Here is an 18028-nt window from a genome sequence, read left to right as displayed (position 1 = left end):
GCTTTCCTATTCGACCCAGGACGTGCCATGACCATCACCTCCCAGACCACCGAGCCAGGCATCGTCTCGGTCACCGTCGACTACCCGCCGGTCAACGCGATCCCGTCGCGGGGCTGGTTCGAACTCGCCGACACGATCACCGCCGCGGGCCGCGACCAGAGCACCCACGTCGTGATCCTGCGGGCCGAGGGTCGCGGCTTCAACGCCGGCGTCGACATCAAGGAGATGCAGAACACCGAGGGCTTCACCGCGCTCATCGACGCCAATCGCGGTTGCTATGAGGCCTTCCGCGCGGTGTATGAGTGCGCCGTACCCGTCGTCGCCGCGGTGAACGGCTTCTGCGTCGGCGGCGGCATCGGCCTGGTCGGCAACGCCGACGTCATCGTCGCCTCCGACGACGCGAAGTTCGGCCTGCCCGAGGTGGAACGCGGAGCCCTCGGCGCCGCCACCCACCTGTCGCGGCTGGTGCCGCAGCACATGATGCGCCGCCTGTTCTTCACCGCAGCCACCGTCGACGCCGCGACCCTGCAGCACTTCGGCTCCGTGCACGAGGTGGTGCCGCGGGACGAACTGGACGAGGCCGCGCTGCGGGTGGCCCGCGACATCGCCGCCAAGGACACCCGCGTGATCCGCGCGGCCAAGGAGGCGCTGAACTTCATCGATGTGCAGCGCGTCAACTCCAGTTACCGCATGGAGCAGGGCTTTACGTTCGAACTCAACCTCGCGGGAGTGTCCGACGAACACCGCGACGCCTTCGCCGGAACCAACAAGGGATCGAAGTGACCGACAAGAGAACCACTTTGGACGAGGCGGTGTCCTCGATCGAAAGCGGCATGACCATCGGCATCGGCGGGTGGGGTTCTCGGCGCAAGCCGATGGCGTTCGTGCGGGCACTGTTGCGCACCGAGGTCACCGACCTGACCGTGGTGACCTACGGCGGCCCTGACCTGGGTCTGCTGTGCTCTGCGGGCAAGGTCCGGCGCGCCTACTACGGCTTCGTGTCGCTGGATTCGCCACCGTTCTACGACCCGTGGTTCGCCAAGGCCCGCAAGTCGGGCTCGATCGAGGCGCGCGAGATGGACGAGGGCATGTTGCGGTGTGGCCTGCAGGCCGCCGCGCAACGCCTGCCGTTCCTGCCGACCCGCGCCGGCTTGGGCAGCGACGTCCGCGCGTTCTGGGGCGACGAGCTCAAGACAGTGAAGTCGCCTTACCCCACCGGTGACGGCTACGAGGAGCTCGTCGCGATGCCGGCGCTGAACCTCGACGCCGCGTTCGTGCACATGAATCTCGGTGACGCACGAGGCAATGCCGCCTACACCGGCATCGACCCGTATTTCGACGACCTGTACCTGATGGCCGCCGAGAAGCGGTTCCTGTCGGTCGAACGGGTGGTGCCCACCGAGGAGCTGGTGAAATCGGTTCCACCCCAGGCGCTGCTGGTCAACCGGATGATGGTCGACACCGTGGTGGAAGCCCCCAACGGCGCGCACTTCACCACCGCCGAACCCGACTACCGCCGCGACGAGAAGTTCCAGCGGCACTATGCCGAGGCCGCCGCGGACGACGAGTCGTGGCAGCGGTTCAGGCAGACGTATCTGTCCGGCAGCGAATCCGATTATCAGGCCGCGGTGCGCAAGTTCGCCGAGTCGGCCAAGGAGGCAGCGAAGTGATGTCGGTGAGCCGTCCCGAAGTATGTGCGGTGGCGTGCGCGGAGCTGTTCCGCGACGCCGGCGAGATCATGGTGAGCCCGATGACGACGATGGTGTCGATCGGCGCCCGGTTGGCGAGGCTGACGTTCTCCCCCGACATCCTGCTCACCGACGGCGAGGCGCGCCTGCTGGCCGACACCCCCGCCATCGGCGCCGCGGGCGCGATCGAGGGCTGGATGCCGTTCGGCCGCGTCTTCGAAACGCTGGCCTGGGGTCGTCGCCATGTGGTCATGGGCGCCAACCAGATTGACCGCTACGGCAACCAGAACCTCTCGGCGTTCGGGCCGCTGCAGCAGCCCACCCGACAGATGTTCGGCGTGCGCGGCGCCCCCGGCAACACCATCAACCACACCACCAGCTACTGGGTCGGCAACCACTCCAAGCGGGTGTTCTGCGAATCCGTCGACGTGGTGTCCGGAATCGGTTGGGACAAGGTGGATCCGGACAACCCGGCGTTCCGGTTCGTCGACGTGTTCCGAGTTGTGACCAACCTCGGCGTGTTCGACTTCAACGGACCCGACCACCAGATGAGGGCGGTGTCGCTGCACCCCGGCATCACCCCCGACGAGGTGGCCGACAACACCTCTTTCGAGGTGCACGACCTGGACAAAGCCGAGCCGACCCGCTTGCCGAACGAACACGAACTCGAGCTTCTCCGCACGGTAATCGATCCGAAAGGACTGCGGGACAGGGAGATAAGGTGAGCACACCTTCGAGCAGGCTGCGTACGCCGCTGACCGAGCTCATCGGCATCGAGCATCCGGTGGTCCAGACCGGTATGGGCTGGGTAGCGGGTGCGCGGCTGGTGTCGGCGACTTCCAACGCGGGCGGCCTCGGCATTCTGGCGTCGGCGACCATGACGCTGGAGGAACTGCAGACCGCGGTCACCAAGGTCAAGAACGCCACCGACAAACCGTTCGGCATCAACATCCGGGCGGACGCGGGCGACGCCAACGAGCGCATCGACCTGCTCATCCGCGAGGGCGTCAAGGTCGCGTCGTTCGCGCTGGCGCCGAAGCCGGACCTGATCGCCAAGCTCAAAGAGGCCGGCGTGGTGGTGATTCCGTCGGTCGGTTTGGCCAAGCACGCCAAGAAGGTCGCCGGCTGGGGCGCCGACGCGGTGATCGTGCAGGGCGGCGAAGGCGGCGGCCATACCGGCCCGATCGCGACGACGCTGTTGCTGCCTTCCGTGCTCGACGCGGTCGACATACCGGTCGTCGCGGCCGGCGGGTTCTTCGACGGGCGAGGCCTCGCGGCGGCGCTGTCGTACGGGGCGGCCGGGGTGGCGATGGGCACCCGCTTCCTGCTGACATCGGACTCGACGGTGCCCGATGCGGTCAAGCGGCGCTATCTCGAGTCCGGGTTGGACGGCACCGTCGTCTCGACCCGCGTCGACGGCATGCCGCACCGCGTGCTGCGCACCGGACTGGTCGAGAAGCTCGAAAGCGGCTCACGGCTTCGGGGCTTCACCGCGGCGGTGCTCAACGCCCAGAAGTTCAAGAAGATGTCCGGCATGACGTGGCGGTCGATGATCAAAGACGGCCTGGAGATGCGGCGCGGCAAGGAGTTGTCGTGGTCGCAGGTGGTGATGGCCGCCAACACACCGATGCTGCTGAAAGCCGGCCTGGTCGAGGGCAACACCGATGCGGGCGTGTTGGCCTCCGGGCAGGTCGCCGGCATTCTCAACGATCTGCCGTCGTGCGCCGAGTTGATCGAGACGATCATCGACGATGCGGTCGAACACCTGAGGAACGCCGCCGCCTTCATCGAATAGGCGTCAGGTAGGTGAAGTAAATACCTTCATCCTTTGCAAATGAAGCTATAGTCTTCATATGGCGAGGGTGAAGTCAGCCGCTTCAACAGGTCTGCGGGCGACGTTGATCGGGGATGTGGTCGGCTCGCGCGGCGCCGCTGACCGTGCCGCGGTGCACCGGGCACTCGACAACGCGCTGGCCGACGCGGTGGTCGACGCGATCGATGCGCCCGCCTTCACGGTCGGCGACGAGTTCCAGGGCAGCTACCGCACCGTGGGCGCGGCGATCGAGGCGGCGCTGACCATCCGGCTGGCGGTCGCACCGGAGATCGACGTCCGGTTCGGTATCGGCTGGGGCGCCGTCACGGTGCTCGACGCCGTCACCGGCATTCAGGACGGACCGGGATGGTGGACCGCCCGCGAGGCGATCACGTGGACCGCGACCGCGCAACGGCAGCCGGGTTTGGCGCTGGTGCGCACGTCGTACCGCGCCGACGTCGGCCGCACCGACACCGACGCGATCAATGCCGCGCTGATTTGTCGGGACCACCTGCTTGGATCACTTGATGACCGATCCCTACGGATAGTCAAGGGACTGTTGCGCGACCACACCAAGAAGGACATCGCGGCAGCCGAGGGCATCAGCGCCTCGGCGGTGTCGCAGCGCGCCGGACGCGACGGGCTGGATCTGATCGTGGTGGCTTCCCGATACCTGCGGAAGATCCCGTGAACGCGCTGGCCGTCATGTTCATCGCGATGGGCATCGCCGACATCGCTCGTCGGCTGACTCAGCGGCTCTGGTTGCCGGTGGTGACGGCGCCGGCGGTCATCGTCGGCTGCGCGGCGCTGGCCGGACTGTGGCACCTCGGCGACCTCGTGCTGTTGGCCATCGCGGCGACGGCCGGCGTGGCCTGGGTGGTGCTGTGTGCCCGTGCCGAACGCACCGGCGAGCATGAGCTGATCGCGCTGGTGGTGTTCGGAGCGGCCGTCGGGCTGTTGCTCGTGTTGTCGGGCCTGGGCTCTGACGCGGGTGGGCTGGCGCAGCGCTGGTTCGCGTGGGTCGGGCTGAACGGCGTCGACGGCGTGGACGCCGACCGGCTGCTCATGGTCGTCGGTGTGGTGCTGCTCCAGGTGGTCACCGGAAACCAGCTGGTACGTCTGGTCCTCGGTGCGGTCGATGCGGTGAAGCCGACCGGCGAGCCACAGCCGTCGGACCGGTTGAAAGGTGGTCGACTGCTCGGTCCGATGGAGCGGCTGTTGATCCTCGGCCTCGGGCTGGCCGGTCAGCTGATGGCGGTCACTGCCGTCATCGCCGCCAAGAGCATCATCCGGTTCCCGGAGATCAGCGCCCAGAAAGCCCGGGAGAACGGGCACATCAGCATCGACATCGCCATCGGGGATGTCGTCGAGTATTTTCTCGTCGGCAGCTTCGCCAGCTGGATCGTCGCGCTGGGCGGGCTGGCGCTCGCGCAGTAAGGCGATTCCCCGGTTTCTGCCGCCGCCCGTTCCTAGACTCGGCGCATGAAGACCAAGGCAGCGGTTTTGTGGGAGTTCGGCGCCGACTGGAGCGTCGAGGAGATCGACTTGGATCCGCCGCAAGCGGGCGAGGTGCTGGTGTCGTGGGAAGCCACGGGGTTGTGCCATTCCGACGAACACGTTCATCGGGGTGATCTGCCTGCGCCGCTTCCGCTCATCGGCGGCCACGAGGGCGCGGGCATCGTGCAGGAGGTCGGACCCAACGTGCCCGGCTTGGCGCCAGGGGACCACGTGGTGGCGTCGTTCCTGCCGGCCTGCGGTCGGTGCCGGTGGTGTTCCACCGGGCAGCAGAACCTCTGCGACCTGGGCGCGATGATCATGACCGGCACCCAGTTGGACGGCACGTACCGTCGTCATCTCGACGGCAAGGACATCGGAGCGATGGCGCTCGTCGGCACGTTCTCGCAATACGGAACGGTGCCGGAGGCCTCGGTGGTCAAGGTCGACGACGACATTCCGCTGTCGCGGGCCTGCCTGCTGGGCTGCGGGGTGACGACCGGGTGGGGATCGGCGGTCAACACCGCCAAGGTGCGGCCCGGCGACACCGTGGTGGTCATCGGATGCGGAGGCATCGGCAGCGGCGCGATCCAGGGTGCCCGCCTGGCGGGCGCGGAGAAGATCGTCGTCGTCGAACCCGTGGAAAGCAAGCGCGACAAGGCGATTCAGTTCGGGGCCACCCACTTCGTGACGTCGGCGGCCGAAGCGATGGAGCTCGTCGGTGACCTCACCCGCGGGGTGATGGCCGACTCGGTGCTGCTGACCGTCGGCCTGCTGGAAGGTCCGATGGTCGAGGAGGCGCTCAACCTCGTCCGCAAGGGCGGCGCGGTGGTGATGACGGCGATCGCGTCGATGACCGATGTGACACCGACCCTGCCGATGATGATGTTCACGCTGTTCCAGAAGCGTCTGCTGGGCAGCCTCTACGGCGAGGCCAACCCCCGGGCGGACATCCCGCGGCTACTCAACCTCTACCGCGACGGCCAGTTGCTACTCGACGAGACGGTGACCGCCGAGTACAAGCTCGACGACGTCAACCAGGCGTATGCCGACATGCTCGAAGGCCGCAACATCCGGGGCGTCGTCATCCACGATCATCCTTGACCGAACCGGAGACGGGGCGCCGGCGATGGCTGTCGCATGTGCGGTCGGCGCTGCGCCTCGAGATCGACGCGGTCCGCCATGGCGAGCTGGACCTCAACCCGGCCGACCTGACGCGGTTCACCTTTCCGCTGCTGCTGCGGCTGGTGGGGGTGCTCGCGTTCGGCGCCGTACCGCTACTGGTGGTCCGCAGCAGCGTGGAGGCCGACGATGCGCTGGTTCCGCTGCTGGGTTCGGTGGCGCTGACGGCCGTGGGCACGGCGGTGGTCACCTGGTTGATCGCCACCGCAGTGTCGGGGCTGGTGCTGGTGGTGTTCTACCGGACCAGCCCGGCGAAAGCGTCGCGGCTGGTGATCCGCACCGTCGTCACGTCGTTCGAGCGCGTCAGCGACGTCACCGCCAGGCTGGCCACCCTTGCGCTGCTGGCGGGCGTCGTCGCGCTGGCGATCGGGCTGCCCGCACGTCGTGACACCGAGTCGGCGCACTCGATACTCGACGATCTGCTCGCCGCGCAGCTCGGGATGCTGTTGGCCGCGTTGGGTTTCGCCTTCCTCGCCGAGACGACGCGCTGCGCGGCCGATGTGGTGGACAAGCAGTCGCTGTTGCTGGCCTGGCCCTGGTCGCTGGGGATCGCGTGGTCCAGTTGGATCATCGCGAGCACCGTCGGACCGTTCGAGACCACCCGGCTGCTGAAGACACTGCTCGACGACTGGCTACCCGCCACGGTGGACGGAACGCCGCGCGCAGAGGTCATCGCGGACCTGCTGCCCGCAAGCGCGAACTGGTGGGCGGCGTTGGCGCCGCTACCGGTGATCGCCGTGATCTGGGCGCTGGAGGCGCACCGACACAACGCATTTGCGCACCTGCGAGGTGTCGTCCACGCGAGAGGGAGAGGTCAGCCGTTCAGAGGCGCTCGATGATGGTGACGTTCGCGGTGCCGCCGCCCTCGCACATGGTCTGGAGGCCGTAGCGACCGCCGGTGCGCTCCAACGTGTTCAGCATGGTGGCGAACAGCTTGGCGCCGGTGGCACCGAGTGGATGGCCGAGCGCGATCGCGCCGCCGTTGGGGTTGACCTTCGCCGGGTCGGCGCCGGTTTCCTTCAGCCACGCCATCACCACCGGCGCGAACGCCTCGTTGATCTCAACGGTGTCGATGTCATCGATCGACAGGCCGGTCTTCTTCAGCGCGTACTCGGTGGCGGGAATCGGCCCGGTCAACATGAACACCGGGTCGGCGCCGCGGGCGCTGATGTGGTGAATGCGAGCGCGGGGCTTGAGCCCGTGATCCTTCACGGCTTTCTCCGAAGCCAGCAGCACCGCGCTGGCGCCGTCGGAGATCTGGCTGGCCATCGCGGCGGTCAACCGGCCGCCCTCGCGCAGCGGCTGCAGGCCCGCCATCTTCTCCAGCGACGTGTCACGCGGGCCCTCGTCGGTGACGAACGTGCCGCCGTCGACCTCGACCGGAATGATCTCGTTCTCGAAGTGGCCGGCGCGGATCGCCTCGTGCGCGCGCTGGTGGCTGGTCAGCGAGAACTGCTCCATCTCCTCGCGCGAGAGGCCCCACTTCTCGGCGATCAGCTCCGCGCCGCGGAACTGCGAGACCTCCTGGTCGCCGTAGCGGTGCAGCCAGCTCTTGGATTCGTTGGTCGGCGAGGTGAACCCGAACTGTTCGGCGACGGTCATTGCCGAGGAGATCGGGATCTGGCTCATGTTCTGCATGCCGCCCGCGACGATCAGGTCAGCGGTACCGGACATGATTGCTTGCGCACCAAAGGAAATCGCCTGCTGGCTGGACCCGCACTGACGGTCGACGGTGACGCCGGGGACTTCCTCCGGGTAGCCGGCGGCCAACCACGACAGCCGACCGATGTTACCGGCCTGCGGGCCGATGGCGTCGAGGCAGCCGGCGATGACGTCGTCGACGGCACCGGGGTCGACGTCGTTGCGGTCGAACAGCCCTCGCCAACCGATCGCGCCGAGGTCGAGCGGGTGCACTCCGGCCAGTGATCCGTTGCGCTTGCCGACGGCGGTGCGAACGGCGTCGATGACATAGGCCTGTGACGTTGGAGGCATGATCAGTCCTTCTCTCTTGTAATGCCACCGAGAACGATAGCGAGGTACTGACGGCCGACTTCTTCGGCCGTGAGTGGTCCACCGGGCTGATACCAGCGGACCGAGACCCAGGTGGTGTCCCGGATGAACCGGTACACCAGGTCGACGTCGATGTCGGGACGGAAATAGCCGTCCTCGACGCCCTGGTTGAGCAGGTCCAGCCACATCTTGCGCTGCTCTTGGTTGCGCTGCTCGACGTAGGCGAACCGCTCTTGGGCGGAAAGCCGCTTGGCCTCGTCCTGGTAGATGACCACCTGGGCGTGCCGGTGCTCGATGGCCTCGAACGACGCCATGAACAGCCCCTTGAGCCGCTCGAGCGGATTGGGCTCGGTGTCGACGATCTGCTGATAGCGCGCGAACAACCAGTCCAGGAAGTCGCGCAGCACCTCGTCGACCATCTCCTCCTTCGAGGAGAAGTGGTGATACAGGCTGCCGGACAGGATGCCCGCGCTGTCGGCGATGTCGCGCACCGTGGTGGCGCGCAGCCCGCGCTCGGCGAACATCGTGGCGGCGAGCTCGAGAAGCTCGTCGCGGCGGGTGGGTGGCTGACCGGCCGGCTCGCTACTCATGGGTGCTGGCTCGACACCGAGATCACTTCTCCAGTCAGGTAACTGGAGTAATCGCTGGCCAGGAACGCGATGGTCGCGGCGACCTCCCACGGCTCGGCGGCGCGGCCGAACGCCTCACCTTCCGACAATCGGTCCAGCAGGTCCGCGCTGCTGGTCTTCTCCAGGAACTTGTGCCGCGCGATGCTCGGCGACACCGCGTTGATCCGCACGCCGTGTTCGACGGCCTCGATCGCGCTGCACCGCGTCAGCGCCATCACGCCGGCCTTGGCCGCCGCGTAGTGCGACTGCGAATGCTGTGCCCGCCAACCCAATACGCTGGCGTTGTTGACGATCACGCCGCCGTGGTCGGCGTCGCGGAAGTAACGCAGCGCCGCGCGGGTCGCTCGCATCACCGACGTCAGCGTCACGTCCAGGACGCGGTCCCACTCCTCGTCGGTCATGTCGATCACCGGTGTCTGCCCACCGAGACCGGCGTTGTTGACCAGCACGTCCAACCGGCCCATCCGCGCGGTCGTCGAGGCGATCAGCGCGTCGACCTGGGCGGTGGAGGTGACGTCGCATACCACGCTCTCCACCCGGCCGAGGTTGAGTTCGGTCAGCTGGTCGCGGGTTTCGCCGAGCCGGCGTTCGTGGTGGTCGGAGACGACGACGTCGGCGCCTTCGGCCAGCGCGCGGCGCGCTACCGCCGACCCGATGCCGGTGCCCGCGGCCGCCGTCACGACGACGACTTTGCCGGCGAGAAGGCCGTGCCCCTCAATCTCTTTCGGCGGTACAGAAAGATTCTTCGTCACCCTTTTGGTTCCCTCGGTAGTCCGAGCACCCGCTCGGCGATGATGTTGCGCTGAATTTCGTTGGAGCCGCCGTAGATGGTGTCGGCCCGCGAGAACAGGTACAGCCGCTGCCATTCGTCGAACTCGCCGTCGCTCAGCGTCAGCCCTTCGCGGCCCAGCACATCCATCGCGATCTCACCGAGCTCACGATGCCAGTTGGCCCACAACAACTTCGACACGTTGTCTTGACCGGGTTGCTCCACGTCCATGGTGGCCAGCGCATACGACCGCATCGTGCGCAGCCCCGCCCACGACCGGGTCAGCCGCTCCCGGACCAACGGATCATCGGCTGCGCCAGTGCGTTTGGCCAGCTCCGCGACACCGGACAGCTCGCGGGCGTACTCGATCTGCTGGCCCAGCGTGGACACCCCGCGTTCGAACGTCAGCGTGCCCATCGCCACCCGCCAGCCGTCACCGGGTTCGCCGACCACCAGCGAGGCGTCCGTGCGGGCGTCGTCGAAGAACACCTCGTTGAACTCCGAGTCGCCGGTGAGTTGCACGATCGGGCGGATCTGCACGCCGGGCTGGTCCAGAGGCACCAGCAGATACGACAGGCCCGCATGCCGTTTGGAGCCCTTCTCGGTGCGGGCGACGACAAAGCACCATTGCGCCCAGTGCGCCAGTGACGTCCACACCTTCTGGCCGTTGATCACCCATTGGTCGCCGTCGAGCTCGGCGGTCGTCGACACGTTGGCGAGGTCACTGCCCGCGCCCGGCTCCGAATAGCCCTGGCACCACAGCTCGGTCACATCGAGGATCTTCGGCAGGAACCGCTGCTGCTGCTCGGGGGTGCCGTAGGCGATCAGCGTCGGCCCGAGCAGCTCCTCACCGAAGTGGTTGACCTTCGCGGGTGCGTTGGCGATCGCGTATTCCTCGTAGAACGCCACCCGGTGGGCCACCGACAGGCCGCGCCCGCCGTGTTCCTCCGGCCAGCCCAGACACGTCAGCCCGGCTGCGGCCAGATGCTGGTTCCACGCCCGCCGTTCCTCGAAGGCCTCGTGCTCGCGACCCGGGCCGCCGAGGCCCTTGAGCGCGGCGAACTCGCCGACCAGGTTCTCGGCCAGCCAGTCGCGGACCTCGGCCCGGAACTCCTCGACCCCAATCACCCTTGTAGGCTAACCTACCAAGCACTTGCTTTGTTGAGGGAGCGTCGATGAGTTCGGATCCAAGGACCATTCCCCAGGTCTTGGACCACACTGCCGACCGATTCCGGGACCATCTCGCCCTGGTCACCGACGGCGGTGCCGTCAATTCAGCCGGAGACGACCGCACGTTCACGTTCGCCCAACTGCGCGAGCAGGTCCGCACGGCCGCCGCGGCGATGATCGACCTGGGCATCGAGGCCGGCGACCGGGTGGCGATCTGGTCGCCCAACACCTGGCACTGGGTGGTGGCCTGCCTGGCCACCCACTACGCCGGCGGGGTCGTGGTGCCGTTGAACACCCGCTACACCGCCAGCGAGGCAGCCGACATCATCGGCCGCACCGAGGCGCCGCTGTTGTTCGCGTCCGGGGAGTTCCTCGGCGTGGACAAGGCCGCCTCGATCGACCGGGACGCACTGCCGCACCTGCGTCACATCGTGCGCGTGCCGATCGAGAAGGACGACGGCACCTGGGACGAGTTCATGGCGCGCGGGGCCGGCCGGGCCGGCGACGTCGACGCGCGGGCCGCCGCGGTGAAACCCGACGACGTGTCCGACATCCTGTTCACCTCGGGCACCACCGGCCGCAGCAAGGGCGTGCTGTGCGCACACCGCCAGTCACTGGATGCGCCCGCGGCGTGGGCGGAATGCGGTCAGCTCACCAGCGCCGACCGCTACCTGTGCATCAACCCGTTCTTCCACAACTTCGGCTACAAGGCCGGGATCCTCGCCTGCCTGCAGACGGGCGCGACGCTGTTTCCTCAGCTCACCTTCGACCCCGAGAAGGCGATGCAGGCCGTGGCCGAGCACCGCATCACCGTGCTGCCCGGCCCCCCGACGATCTATCAGACGATCCTGGATCACCCCCGCCGCGGCGGCTACGACCTGTCGTCGCTGCGGTTCGCGGTCACGGGCGCCGCGACGATCCCGGTGGTGCTGATCGAGCGCATGCAGAACGAGCTGGACATCGACATCGTGCTGACCGCGTACGGGCTGACCGAGGCCAGCGGCTTCGGCACCATGTGCCGGCCCGACGACGACGCGGTGACCGTCGCGACGACCTGCGGGCGCCCGATCGCCGGCTTCGAACTGAGCATCGACGACCCCGACGAGGACGGCACCGGCGAGGTGCTGCTGCGCGGCCCCAACGTGATGCTCGGTTACCTCGACGACCCCGAGGCCACCGCGGAGGCCATCGACGCCGACGGTTGGCTGCACACCGGCGACGTGGGCCGCGTCGACGAGAGGGGAAACCTGCAGATCACCGACCGCCTCAAGGACATGTACATCTGCGGCGGGTTCAACGTGTATCCGGCCGAGGTCGAGCAGGTGCTGGCCCGGCTGGACGGGGTCGCCGAATCCGCGGTGATCGGCGTGCCCGACGAGCGGCTCGGCGAGGTCGGCAAGGCCTTTCTGGTCACCAAACCCGGTGTCGAGCTGGATGAAGAGACGGTAATCGCCTACACGCGACAGCATTTGGCGAACTTCAAGGTACCGCGGTCGGTGGAGTTCCTCGACGCGCTGCCGCGCAATCCGGGTGGCAAGGTGGTCAAGCCGCTGTTGAGGGAAAGAGTTTGATGGATCTGAGTTTCGACGACGCCACCCTCGAGTTCCAGGCCGAGGTGCGCGAGTTCCTTGCGGCGAACCGGGATTCGTTTCCGACGAAGTCCTACGACACCGCCGAGGGGTTCGAACAGCACCGGCGTTGGGACCGGGTGCTGTACGACGCCGGCCTCTCTGTGATCACCTGGCCCGAGAAGTACGGCGGCCGCGACGCTTCCCTGCTGCAGTGGGTGGTCTACGAGGAGGAGTACTTCCGGGCAGGCGCCCCCGGGCGGGCCAGCGCGAACGGCACATCGATGCTGGCGCCGACGTTGTTCGCGCACGGCACCGAGGAGCAACTCGACCGGGTCCTGCCGAAAATGGCCACCGGCGAGGAGATCTGGGCTCAGGCGTGGTCGGAGCCCGAGTCCGGGAGCGATCTGGCGTCATTGCGTTCGACGGCGACGCGCACCGACGGCGGCTGGCTGCTCAACGGCCAGAAGATCTGGAGTTCGCGGGCTCCGTTCGGGGACCGCGCGTTCGGGCTGTTCCGCTCCGATCCGGAGGCCGAACGACACCGTGGCCTCACGTACTTCATGTTCGACCTGAAGGCCGAGGGCGTCACGGTTCGGCCCATCGCCCAACTCGGCGGTGACACCGGGTTCGGGGAGATCTTCCTCGACGACGTGTTCGTCCCCGACAACGACGTCATCGGCGACGTGCACGACGGGTGGCGTGCGGCGATGAGCACGTCGAGCAACGAACGGGGCATGTCCCTCCGCAGCCCGGCGCGGTTTCTGGCCCCTGCGGAACGGCTTGTGGCGCAATGGAAAGAGAATCCCGATCCTGCCTACGCCGATCGGGTGGCCGACGCCTGGATCAAGGCGCAGGCCTACCGGCTGCACACCTTCGGCACCGTCACCAGGCTGGCCGCGGGCGGTGAGCTGGGCGCCGAGTCCAGCGTGACCAAGGTGTTCTGGTCCGAGCTCGACGTCGCACTGCATCAGACCGCTCTCGACATGCGCGGCCCGGACGCCGAGCTCGCCGACGCGTGGACCGACGGGCTGCTGTTCGCCCTTGGTGGGCCGATTTACGCCGGCACCAACGAGATTCAGCGCAACATCATCGCCGAGCGGCTCCTGGGTCTCCCCCGAAAGTAGACACATGAAATTCGATCTGGACGAACAGCAGCGCGACTTCGCCGCGAGCATCGACGCCGCGCTCGGCGCCGCGGACCTGCCCGGCGCGGTGCGGGCATGGGCAGCCGGTGACACCACACCGGGCCGCAAGGTCTGGTCGCAGCTGGCCGATCTAGGTGTCACGGCGCTGAACGTGGCGGAGAAGTACGACGGAATCGAGGCGCATCCCGTCGACCTGGTGGTCGCCGCCGAACGGCTGGGCCGTTGGTGCGTGCCCGGGCCGGTCACCGAATCCATTGCGGTGGCACCGGTTCTGCTCGCCGGCCAAGACGAGTGGGCTGAGCGCAGCGCAGCGCTGGCCGCCGGTGAACTGATCGCGACCGTCGCCATGCCCCCGCAGGTCCCGCGCGCCCTGGATGCCGACACGGCGGGCCTGGTCCTGCTCGCCACCGACGGCGAGGTGCACGACGCGGCCGCCGGTGCGCAGCACGAGTCGGTGGACCCCAGCCGCCGGTTGTTCGATGTCGAGGCGGCAGGCGAGGCCCGGCCGGCCGACGTGGCGTGGGCCTACGAGTTCGGGGCGCTGGCCACGGCCGCTCAGCTGGTCGGGGCGGGGCAGGCGATGCTGGACATGTCGGTCGAGTACGCCAAGCAGCGCAGCCAGTTCGGCAAGGTGATCGGTACCTATCAGGCCATCAAGCACAAGCTCGCCGACGTGCACATCGCCGTCGAGTTGGCGCGGCCGTTGGTGTACGGCGCGGCGCTGTCACTGGCCGATGGATCGCCGGCCGCCGCGCGCGATGTCAGCGCCGCCAAGGCCGCCGCCTCCGATGCCGCGCTGTTGGCGGCGCGTTCGGCGCTGCAGACGCACGGCGCGATCGGCTTCACCCAGGAGCACGATCTGTCGCTGTGGTTACTGCGGGTGCAGGCGCTGCGCTCGGCGTGGGGTGATCCGACCGTGCACCGGCGACGGGTATTGGAGGCGTTGTGACCGAGGAACGACAGCTACTTCGCGAAACCGTTGCGGCGCTGGTCGACAAGCACGCGCCCCCGGCGGCGGTGCGTGCGGCGATGGACTCCGAGCGCGGTTACGACGAGGCGCTGTGGCAGGTGCTGTGCGAGCAGGTCGGCGCCGCGGCGTTGGTGGTGCCCGAGGAGATGGGCGGCGCAGGCGGTGAACTGGCCGACGCGGCCGTCGTCCTCGAGGAACTCGGCAAGGCCTTGGTGCCCACGCCGCTGCTCGGCACCACGCTCGCCGAGTTGGCGCTGCTGGCCGCCGACCAGCCCGACACCGACGCGCTCGAGGGCCTCGCCGAGGGCACCCGGCTGGGTGCTGTCGTGTTCGACGCGGGATACGTGGTCAACGGCGACGTCGCCGACGTGGTGATCGCCGCCGACGGTGCTCGGCTGGCCCGCTGGACCAGCTTCACCGCGAACCGCGTCGACACCATGGACCCGACGCGCCGACTGGCACGTGTCGAACCGCAGGACACCACCGACATCGGCGCCGACCCCGGCCTCGCCGACACCGCGGCGATCCTGCTGGCCGCCGAGCAGATCGGCGCGGCGTCCCGTTGCCTGGACCTGACGGTGCAGTACACCAAGGACCGGGTGCAGTTCGGCCGCCCGATCGGCAGCTTCCAGGCGCTCAAACACCGGATGGCCGACCTGTACGTTGCGGTGCAGTCTGCGCGCGCGGTCGTCGACGATGCGATCGGCGAGCCGTCACCCACCTCGGCGGCGCTGGCCCGGGTGTCGGCGAGCGAGGCGTTCTCCAAAGTCGCCGCGGAGGCGGTACAGATGCACGGCGGCATCGCGATCACCTGGGAGCACGACATCCAGCTGTACTTCAAGCGGGCGCACGGCAGCGCACAGCTGCTCGGACCGCCGCGGGAGCACTTGCGGCGGCTCGAAGCCGAGGTGCTGTAACGCTCAGGCGCGCAACCACTCCCACGCCTGCGGTAGTTCGTCGCGGCGAAACGTCGCCAGCTGGCCCGTCATCAGCAGCGAAGCCGCCACATTGACGCACCACTGCTCCCATCTGGGCGCCCCGACCATCGCGACCTTCGCGAAGTCTCTGCGGTGCTTCCAATCGAACACCGTGTTCGCCCACGCGGCCGCGAGTGCCCAACCCTCGAAGTCTTCGTCGATCACGAACATCACCTTGAGCGTGCCGGTGCGATCGAGCATCGACCGAACGCGAGGCGCGAGGACCTCGCGGTAATCCCGACCGGTCAACTTTCCGCGCGCGTGGACGACGAGAATGTCGGCGGTACTGGTCGGCTCGAACTCGATCATGATCCGGTGTAGGGCGCGAACAGTTCGTCAGCGGACCGGCTCAGGTCTTCGGGCACCTCGATGCGCACGACGACCGCGTCGCGATCTTGCCGCACGGTGAAGACCAGGAACGGGCAGCATTCCCGCTCACGGCGTACGAACTCCCGCACCTGCTCGACGACCGTAGCGTCGTACTCGAGTTCGACCTCGCGGTCTGCTCGACGGTACTCGCGTAGGGCGGAGGAGTTCAGTTCGTCGATCCAGGCGAGGCGTTTCCGGTAGTCGCCCGGCGGCAGGTTACAGGCTGGGGACGGTTCCATATCCTCGAGGATGGTCCTTCACGTAGCTTGAGGTTCAACAGAGCAGGGTGTTGGTGATGACTCGGACGGAATTGAAGATCGGGGAGCTGGCGCGGGCCGCCGGTACATCGCCGTCCACGATCCGGTACTACGAGCAGATCGGTCTGTTGCCTGCGCCGACCCGGGTCGGCGGTCAGCGGCGCTACCGTCACGAGGCGGTCGGGCAGTTGGCTTTCATCAGGCACTGCCGGGAGTTCGGATTTCCGGTTGAACAGGTCCGGACTCTGGTGTCGCTGAGGCTCGACACCGACCGTTCGTGTGACGAAGCCCGCGAGCTGGCCGAGACCCATCTGGCTTCCGTCCGCGACAAGCTTACGGAGTTGCATGCGCTCGAACGCAACATCGCGGAGCTGATCGAGGAGGCCGACGGCGCCTGCGCCGGTGCCTCGGGCGCTGACTGTGCCGTGCTGCGCGGCCTCGCCGAGCCGGCATGCGAGGATCACGCGTGATGACAGGACTTCGATGAGCGGGAAGATCGCGCTGCGGGCGGGGATTCCGCCGTTCTATGTGATGGACGTGTGGCTGGCCGCGGCCGAGCGTCAGCGAAGCCACGGTGACCTGGTCAACCTGTCGGCCGGCCAGCCCAGTGCGGGGGCGCCCGCGGCGGTGCGGGCCGCTGCCAAGGATGCGTTGGACAACACCGTGCTCGGATACACCGTCGCGCTTGGTATTCCGGAGCTGCGGGAGGCCATCGCCGAGGCATACCGCGGCCGGTACGAACTCACTGTGGATCCGGACGACGTGGTCATCACCACCGGTTCGTCGGGCGGTTTCCTGTTGGCGTTCCTGGCCTGCTTCGACGTCGGCGACCGGGTGGCGATCGCGAGCCCGGGTTACCCCTGCTACCGCAACATCCTCTCGGCGTTGGGCTGTGAAGTCGTCGAGATCGCCTGCGGACCGGAGACCCGGTTCCAGCCCACCGCGCAGATGCTCGCCGAGCTGGATCCACCGGTGCAGGGCGTCATCGTCGCCAGCCCCGCCAACCCGACCGGAACGGTCATTCCTCCCGAAGAACTTGCCGCGATCGCGTCGTGGTGCGCGTCGACGGGTGTGCGCTTGGTCAGTGACGAGGTGTACCACGGGCTGGTCTACGAAGGCGCGCCCGCGACCAGCTGCGCCTGGGAGACGTCACGGGAAGCAGTTGTGGTGAACAGCTTTTCGAAGTACTTCGCGATGACCGGGTGGCGGCTCGGCTGGCTGCTGGTGCCCAAGGAACTGCAGCGCGCGGTCGACTGTCTGACCGGTAACTTCACCATCTGTCCGCCGGCGCTGGCTCAGGTCGCGGCCGTCGCTGCCTTCGCGCCGGAGTCGATCGCCGAAGCCGATGCGCTGCTGGACCACTACGCCGCCAACCGTCGCCTGCTGCTCGACGGGCTGCGGAGCATCGGTATCGACCGGCTGGCCCCAACGGACGGCGCGTTCTATGTCTACGCCGACGTCTCGCATCTGACCACCGACTCGCTGTCGTTCTGCTCGAAGTTGTTGAACGACACCGGTGTTGCCATTGCGCCGGGCATCGACTTCGACCCGGCACGCGGTGGCTCGTTCGTCCGGCTGTCATTCGCAGGCCCGACGAGTGATATCGAGGAGGCGGTGCGGCGCATCGGCTCTTGGTTGCAGTAGCACCCCGCCCCGGGCTCAGAAGGGTGGGGGTTTTTCGTTTTGGGTGAGCCAGGCTTGGTGTTGGCGTTGTTGTTCGGTGATGAGTTCTTGGCGTTGGCGGCGTTCGGCGTTGATGCGGTCGCGGCGGTCTTGGTCGCGGGTTTGTTTGCGCCGCGGCATCTTCGCCAGCCGGTCGGGGTCCGGTGGGCTCGCGTCGGTGGGCAGGTCGAGTTCGCCGGTGGGTCGGGCCAGGGCCGGAAACAGGCTCGCGCCGTGGGCCTGGCTGCGGTAGACGTGCCCGGTGGGCGAAGTCAACACCACGGTGCCGTCGGGGAACTGATGGTCGCGCCAGCCGCCGGGG

Annotated in this window: 20 protein-coding genes and 1 pseudogene; 14 read left to right on the top strand and 7 right to left on the bottom strand. The window is 67.9% G+C overall.

The window, feature by feature from the left end; translation table 11 throughout:
- Positions 1 to 27: 27 nt before the first annotated feature.
- The 8 genes from echA20 to MELE44368_RS17605 are packed head-to-tail and all read left to right on the top strand — an operon-like array spanning position 28 to position 7016.
- A complete protein-coding gene (gene echA20, locus MELE44368_RS17640; RefSeq protein WP_128109686.1) occupies positions 28 to 783 on the top strand; it encodes a (7aS)-7a-methyl-1,5-dioxo-2,3,5,6,7,7a-hexahydro-1H-indene-carboxyl-CoA hydrolase in 756 nt (251 codons plus the stop codon).
- Entirely contained in the window at positions 780 to 1670 is an 891-nt protein-coding gene (gene ipdA / locus MELE44368_RS17635; protein ID WP_128109685.1) for a cholesterol ring-cleaving hydrolase subunit IpdA, read from the top strand. Before echA20 ends, ipdA begins: the two co-directional genes overlap by 4 nt.
- A complete protein-coding gene (ipdB, locus tag MELE44368_RS17630) occupies positions 1670 to 2413 on the top strand; it encodes a cholesterol ring-cleaving hydrolase subunit IpdB (RefSeq protein WP_164890137.1) in 744 nt (247 codons plus the stop codon). Before ipdA ends, ipdB begins: the two co-directional genes overlap by 1 nt.
- Positions 2410 to 3483: a (3aS,4S,5R,7aS)-5-hydroxy-7a-methyl-1-oxo-octahydro-1H-indene-4-carboxyl-CoA dehydrogenase gene (ipdC, locus tag MELE44368_RS17625; protein ID WP_128109683.1), complete on the top strand. Its 1074-nt coding sequence runs from the start codon at positions 2410 to 2412 to the stop codon at positions 3481 to 3483. Before ipdB ends, ipdC begins: the two co-directional genes overlap by 4 nt.
- Before the next feature lie 58 nt (positions 3484 to 3541).
- Positions 3542 to 4192, top strand: a complete 651-nt coding sequence (locus MELE44368_RS17620) for a SatD family protein (RefSeq protein ID WP_128109682.1) — start codon at positions 3542 to 3544, stop codon at positions 4190 to 4192.
- A complete protein-coding gene (locus MELE44368_RS17615; RefSeq protein ID WP_128109681.1) occupies positions 4189 to 4938 on the top strand; it encodes a hypothetical protein in 750 nt (249 codons plus the stop codon). The genes MELE44368_RS17620 and MELE44368_RS17615 overlap by 4 nt, the downstream gene beginning before the upstream one ends.
- Before the next feature lie 45 nt (positions 4939 to 4983).
- Complete coding sequence (locus MELE44368_RS17610; protein WP_128109680.1) at positions 4984 to 6099, top strand: NDMA-dependent alcohol dehydrogenase; 1116 nt, start codon at positions 4984 to 4986, stop codon at positions 6097 to 6099.
- The gene (locus tag MELE44368_RS17605) at positions 6096 to 7016 is read left to right on the top strand and encodes a hypothetical protein (RefSeq protein ID WP_128109679.1); all 921 of its coding nucleotides are present in this window, start codon (positions 6096 to 6098) and stop codon (positions 7014 to 7016) included. The genes MELE44368_RS17610 and MELE44368_RS17605 overlap by 4 nt, the downstream gene beginning before the upstream one ends.
- Here the strand turns inward: MELE44368_RS17605 and fadA6 are convergent.
- The 4 genes from fadA6 to ipdE1 are packed head-to-tail and all read right to left on the bottom strand — an operon-like array spanning position 7000 to position 10713.
- Positions 7000 to 8169: a steroid 3-ketoacyl-CoA thiolase FadA6 gene (gene fadA6 / locus MELE44368_RS17600; protein ID WP_128109678.1), complete on the bottom strand. Its 1170-nt coding sequence runs from the start codon at positions 8167 to 8169 to the stop codon at positions 7000 to 7002. The genes MELE44368_RS17605 and fadA6 overlap by 17 nt on opposite strands.
- Before the next feature lie 2 nt (positions 8170 to 8171).
- A complete protein-coding gene (gene kstR2 / locus MELE44368_RS17595; RefSeq protein WP_128109677.1) occupies positions 8172 to 8777 on the bottom strand; it encodes a TetR family transcriptional regulator KstR2 in 606 nt (201 codons plus the stop codon).
- A complete protein-coding gene (ipdF, locus tag MELE44368_RS17590; protein ID WP_128109676.1) occupies positions 8774 to 9568 on the bottom strand; it encodes a (5R,7aS)-5-hydroxy-7a-methyl-1-oxo-2,3,5,6,7,7a-hexahydro-1H-indene-carboxyl-CoA reductase in 795 nt (264 codons plus the stop codon). Before ipdF ends, kstR2 begins: the two co-directional genes overlap by 4 nt.
- Complete coding sequence (ipdE1, locus tag MELE44368_RS17585) at positions 9565 to 10713, bottom strand: acyl-CoA dehydrogenase IpdE1 (protein WP_128109675.1); 1149 nt, start codon at positions 10711 to 10713, stop codon at positions 9565 to 9567. Before ipdE1 ends, ipdF begins: the two co-directional genes overlap by 4 nt.
- A gap of 47 nt (positions 10714 to 10760) precedes the next feature.
- Between ipdE1 and fadD3 the strand changes: the two genes are divergently transcribed.
- Genes fadD3 through ipdE2 form a run of 4 tightly spaced genes read left to right on the top strand, consistent with a single transcriptional unit; the run spans position 10761 to position 15358 of the window.
- Complete coding sequence (gene fadD3 / locus MELE44368_RS17580; RefSeq protein ID WP_128109674.1) at positions 10761 to 12326, top strand: 3-((3aS,4S,7aS)-7a-methyl-1,5-dioxo-octahydro-1H-inden-4-yl)propanoate--CoA ligase FadD3; 1566 nt, start codon at positions 10761 to 10763, stop codon at positions 12324 to 12326.
- On the top strand, positions 12326 to 13450 hold the full coding sequence (locus tag MELE44368_RS17575; protein ID WP_128109673.1) for an acyl-CoA dehydrogenase family protein: 1125 nt from the start codon (positions 12326 to 12328) through the stop codon (positions 13448 to 13450). The genes fadD3 and MELE44368_RS17575 overlap by 1 nt, the downstream gene beginning before the upstream one ends.
- A 4-nt stretch (positions 13451 to 13454) precedes the next feature.
- Positions 13455 to 14420: an acyl-CoA dehydrogenase family protein gene (locus tag MELE44368_RS17570; RefSeq protein ID WP_128109672.1), complete on the top strand. Its 966-nt coding sequence runs from the start codon at positions 13455 to 13457 to the stop codon at positions 14418 to 14420.
- The gene (ipdE2, locus tag MELE44368_RS17565) at positions 14417 to 15358 is read left to right on the top strand and encodes an acyl-CoA dehydrogenase IpdE2 (protein ID WP_128109671.1); all 942 of its coding nucleotides are present in this window, start codon (positions 14417 to 14419) and stop codon (positions 15356 to 15358) included. The genes MELE44368_RS17570 and ipdE2 overlap by 4 nt, the downstream gene beginning before the upstream one ends.
- Positions 15359 to 15361: 3 nt before the next feature.
- Here ipdE2 and MELE44368_RS17560 read toward each other — a convergent pair whose 3' ends face one another.
- Together MELE44368_RS17560 and MELE44368_RS17555 are read right to left on the bottom strand one after the other, a co-directional pair.
- On the bottom strand, positions 15362 to 15727 hold the full coding sequence (locus MELE44368_RS17560; protein WP_128109670.1) for a SpoIIAA family protein: 366 nt from the start codon (positions 15725 to 15727) through the stop codon (positions 15362 to 15364).
- Positions 15724 to 16026 carry a hypothetical protein gene (locus MELE44368_RS17555; protein ID WP_128109669.1) on the bottom strand — a complete coding sequence of 101 codons (303 nt, stop codon included), beginning with the start codon at positions 16024 to 16026 and terminating at the stop codon, positions 15724 to 15726. The genes MELE44368_RS17560 and MELE44368_RS17555 overlap by 4 nt, the downstream gene beginning before the upstream one ends.
- Before the next feature lie 56 nt (positions 16027 to 16082).
- On the opposite strand from MELE44368_RS17555, the gene MELE44368_RS17550 reads away from it, so the two are divergent.
- Both MELE44368_RS17550 and MELE44368_RS17545 read left to right on the top strand, forming a co-directional pair.
- Complete coding sequence (locus tag MELE44368_RS17550; RefSeq protein ID WP_128109668.1) at positions 16083 to 16514, top strand: MerR family transcriptional regulator; 432 nt, start codon at positions 16083 to 16085, stop codon at positions 16512 to 16514.
- A 13-nt stretch (positions 16515 to 16527) separates the two neighbouring features.
- A complete protein-coding gene (locus tag MELE44368_RS17545; protein WP_128109667.1) occupies positions 16528 to 17688 on the top strand; it encodes a pyridoxal phosphate-dependent aminotransferase in 1161 nt (386 codons plus the stop codon).
- A gap of 15 nt (positions 17689 to 17703) precedes the next feature.
- Here MELE44368_RS17545 and MELE44368_RS17540 read toward each other — a convergent pair.
- Positions 17704 to 18028 (bottom strand): annotated as a pseudogene (locus MELE44368_RS17540) (HNH endonuclease); the annotation flags it as partial.

This window comes from Mycolicibacterium elephantis DSM 44368, assembly GCF_004014805.1.
Taxonomy (GTDB): domain Bacteria; phylum Actinomycetota; class Actinomycetes; order Mycobacteriales; family Mycobacteriaceae; genus Mycobacterium; species Mycobacterium elephantis.
Note: the sequence above shows the minus strand (reverse complement) of the source record. Positions and strands in the feature narration are given on the sequence as shown.

Bases quoted from the DNA above. Each gene is read 5' to 3' on its own strand.
- echA20 (WP_128109686.1), top strand. From the start codon at position 28: ATGACCATCACCTCCCAGACCACCGAGCCAGGCATCGTCTCGGTCACC.
- ipdB (WP_164890137.1), top strand. From the start codon at position 1,670: ATGTCGGTGAGCCGTCCCGAAGTATGTGCGGTGGCGTGCGCGGAGCTG.
- MELE44368_RS17620 (WP_128109682.1), top strand. From the start codon at position 3,542: ATGGCGAGGGTGAAGTCAGCCGCTTCAACAGGTCTGCGGGCGACGTTG.
- MELE44368_RS17610 (WP_128109680.1), top strand. From the start codon at position 4,984: ATGAAGACCAAGGCAGCGGTTTTGTGGGAGTTCGGCGCCGACTGGAGC.
- fadA6 (WP_128109678.1), bottom strand. From the start codon at position 8,169: ATGCCTCCAACGTCACAGGCCTATGTCATCGACGCCGTTCGCACCGCC.
- kstR2 (WP_128109677.1), bottom strand. From the start codon at position 8,777: ATGAGTAGCGAGCCGGCCGGTCAGCCACCCACCCGCCGCGACGAGCTT.
- fadD3 (WP_128109674.1), top strand. From the start codon at position 10,761: ATGAGTTCGGATCCAAGGACCATTCCCCAGGTCTTGGACCACACTGCC.
- MELE44368_RS17575 (WP_128109673.1), top strand. From the start codon at position 12,326: ATGGATCTGAGTTTCGACGACGCCACCCTCGAGTTCCAGGCCGAGGTG.
- MELE44368_RS17570 (WP_128109672.1), top strand. From the start codon at position 13,455: ATGAAATTCGATCTGGACGAACAGCAGCGCGACTTCGCCGCGAGCATC.
- MELE44368_RS17560 (WP_128109670.1), bottom strand. From the start codon at position 15,727: ATGATCGAGTTCGAGCCGACCAGTACCGCCGACATTCTCGTCGTCCAC.
- MELE44368_RS17555 (WP_128109669.1), bottom strand. From the start codon at position 16,026: ATGGAACCGTCCCCAGCCTGTAACCTGCCGCCGGGCGACTACCGGAAA.
- MELE44368_RS17550 (WP_128109668.1), top strand. From the start codon at position 16,083: ATGACTCGGACGGAATTGAAGATCGGGGAGCTGGCGCGGGCCGCCGGT.
- MELE44368_RS17545 (WP_128109667.1), top strand. From the start codon at position 16,528: ATGAGCGGGAAGATCGCGCTGCGGGCGGGGATTCCGCCGTTCTATGTG.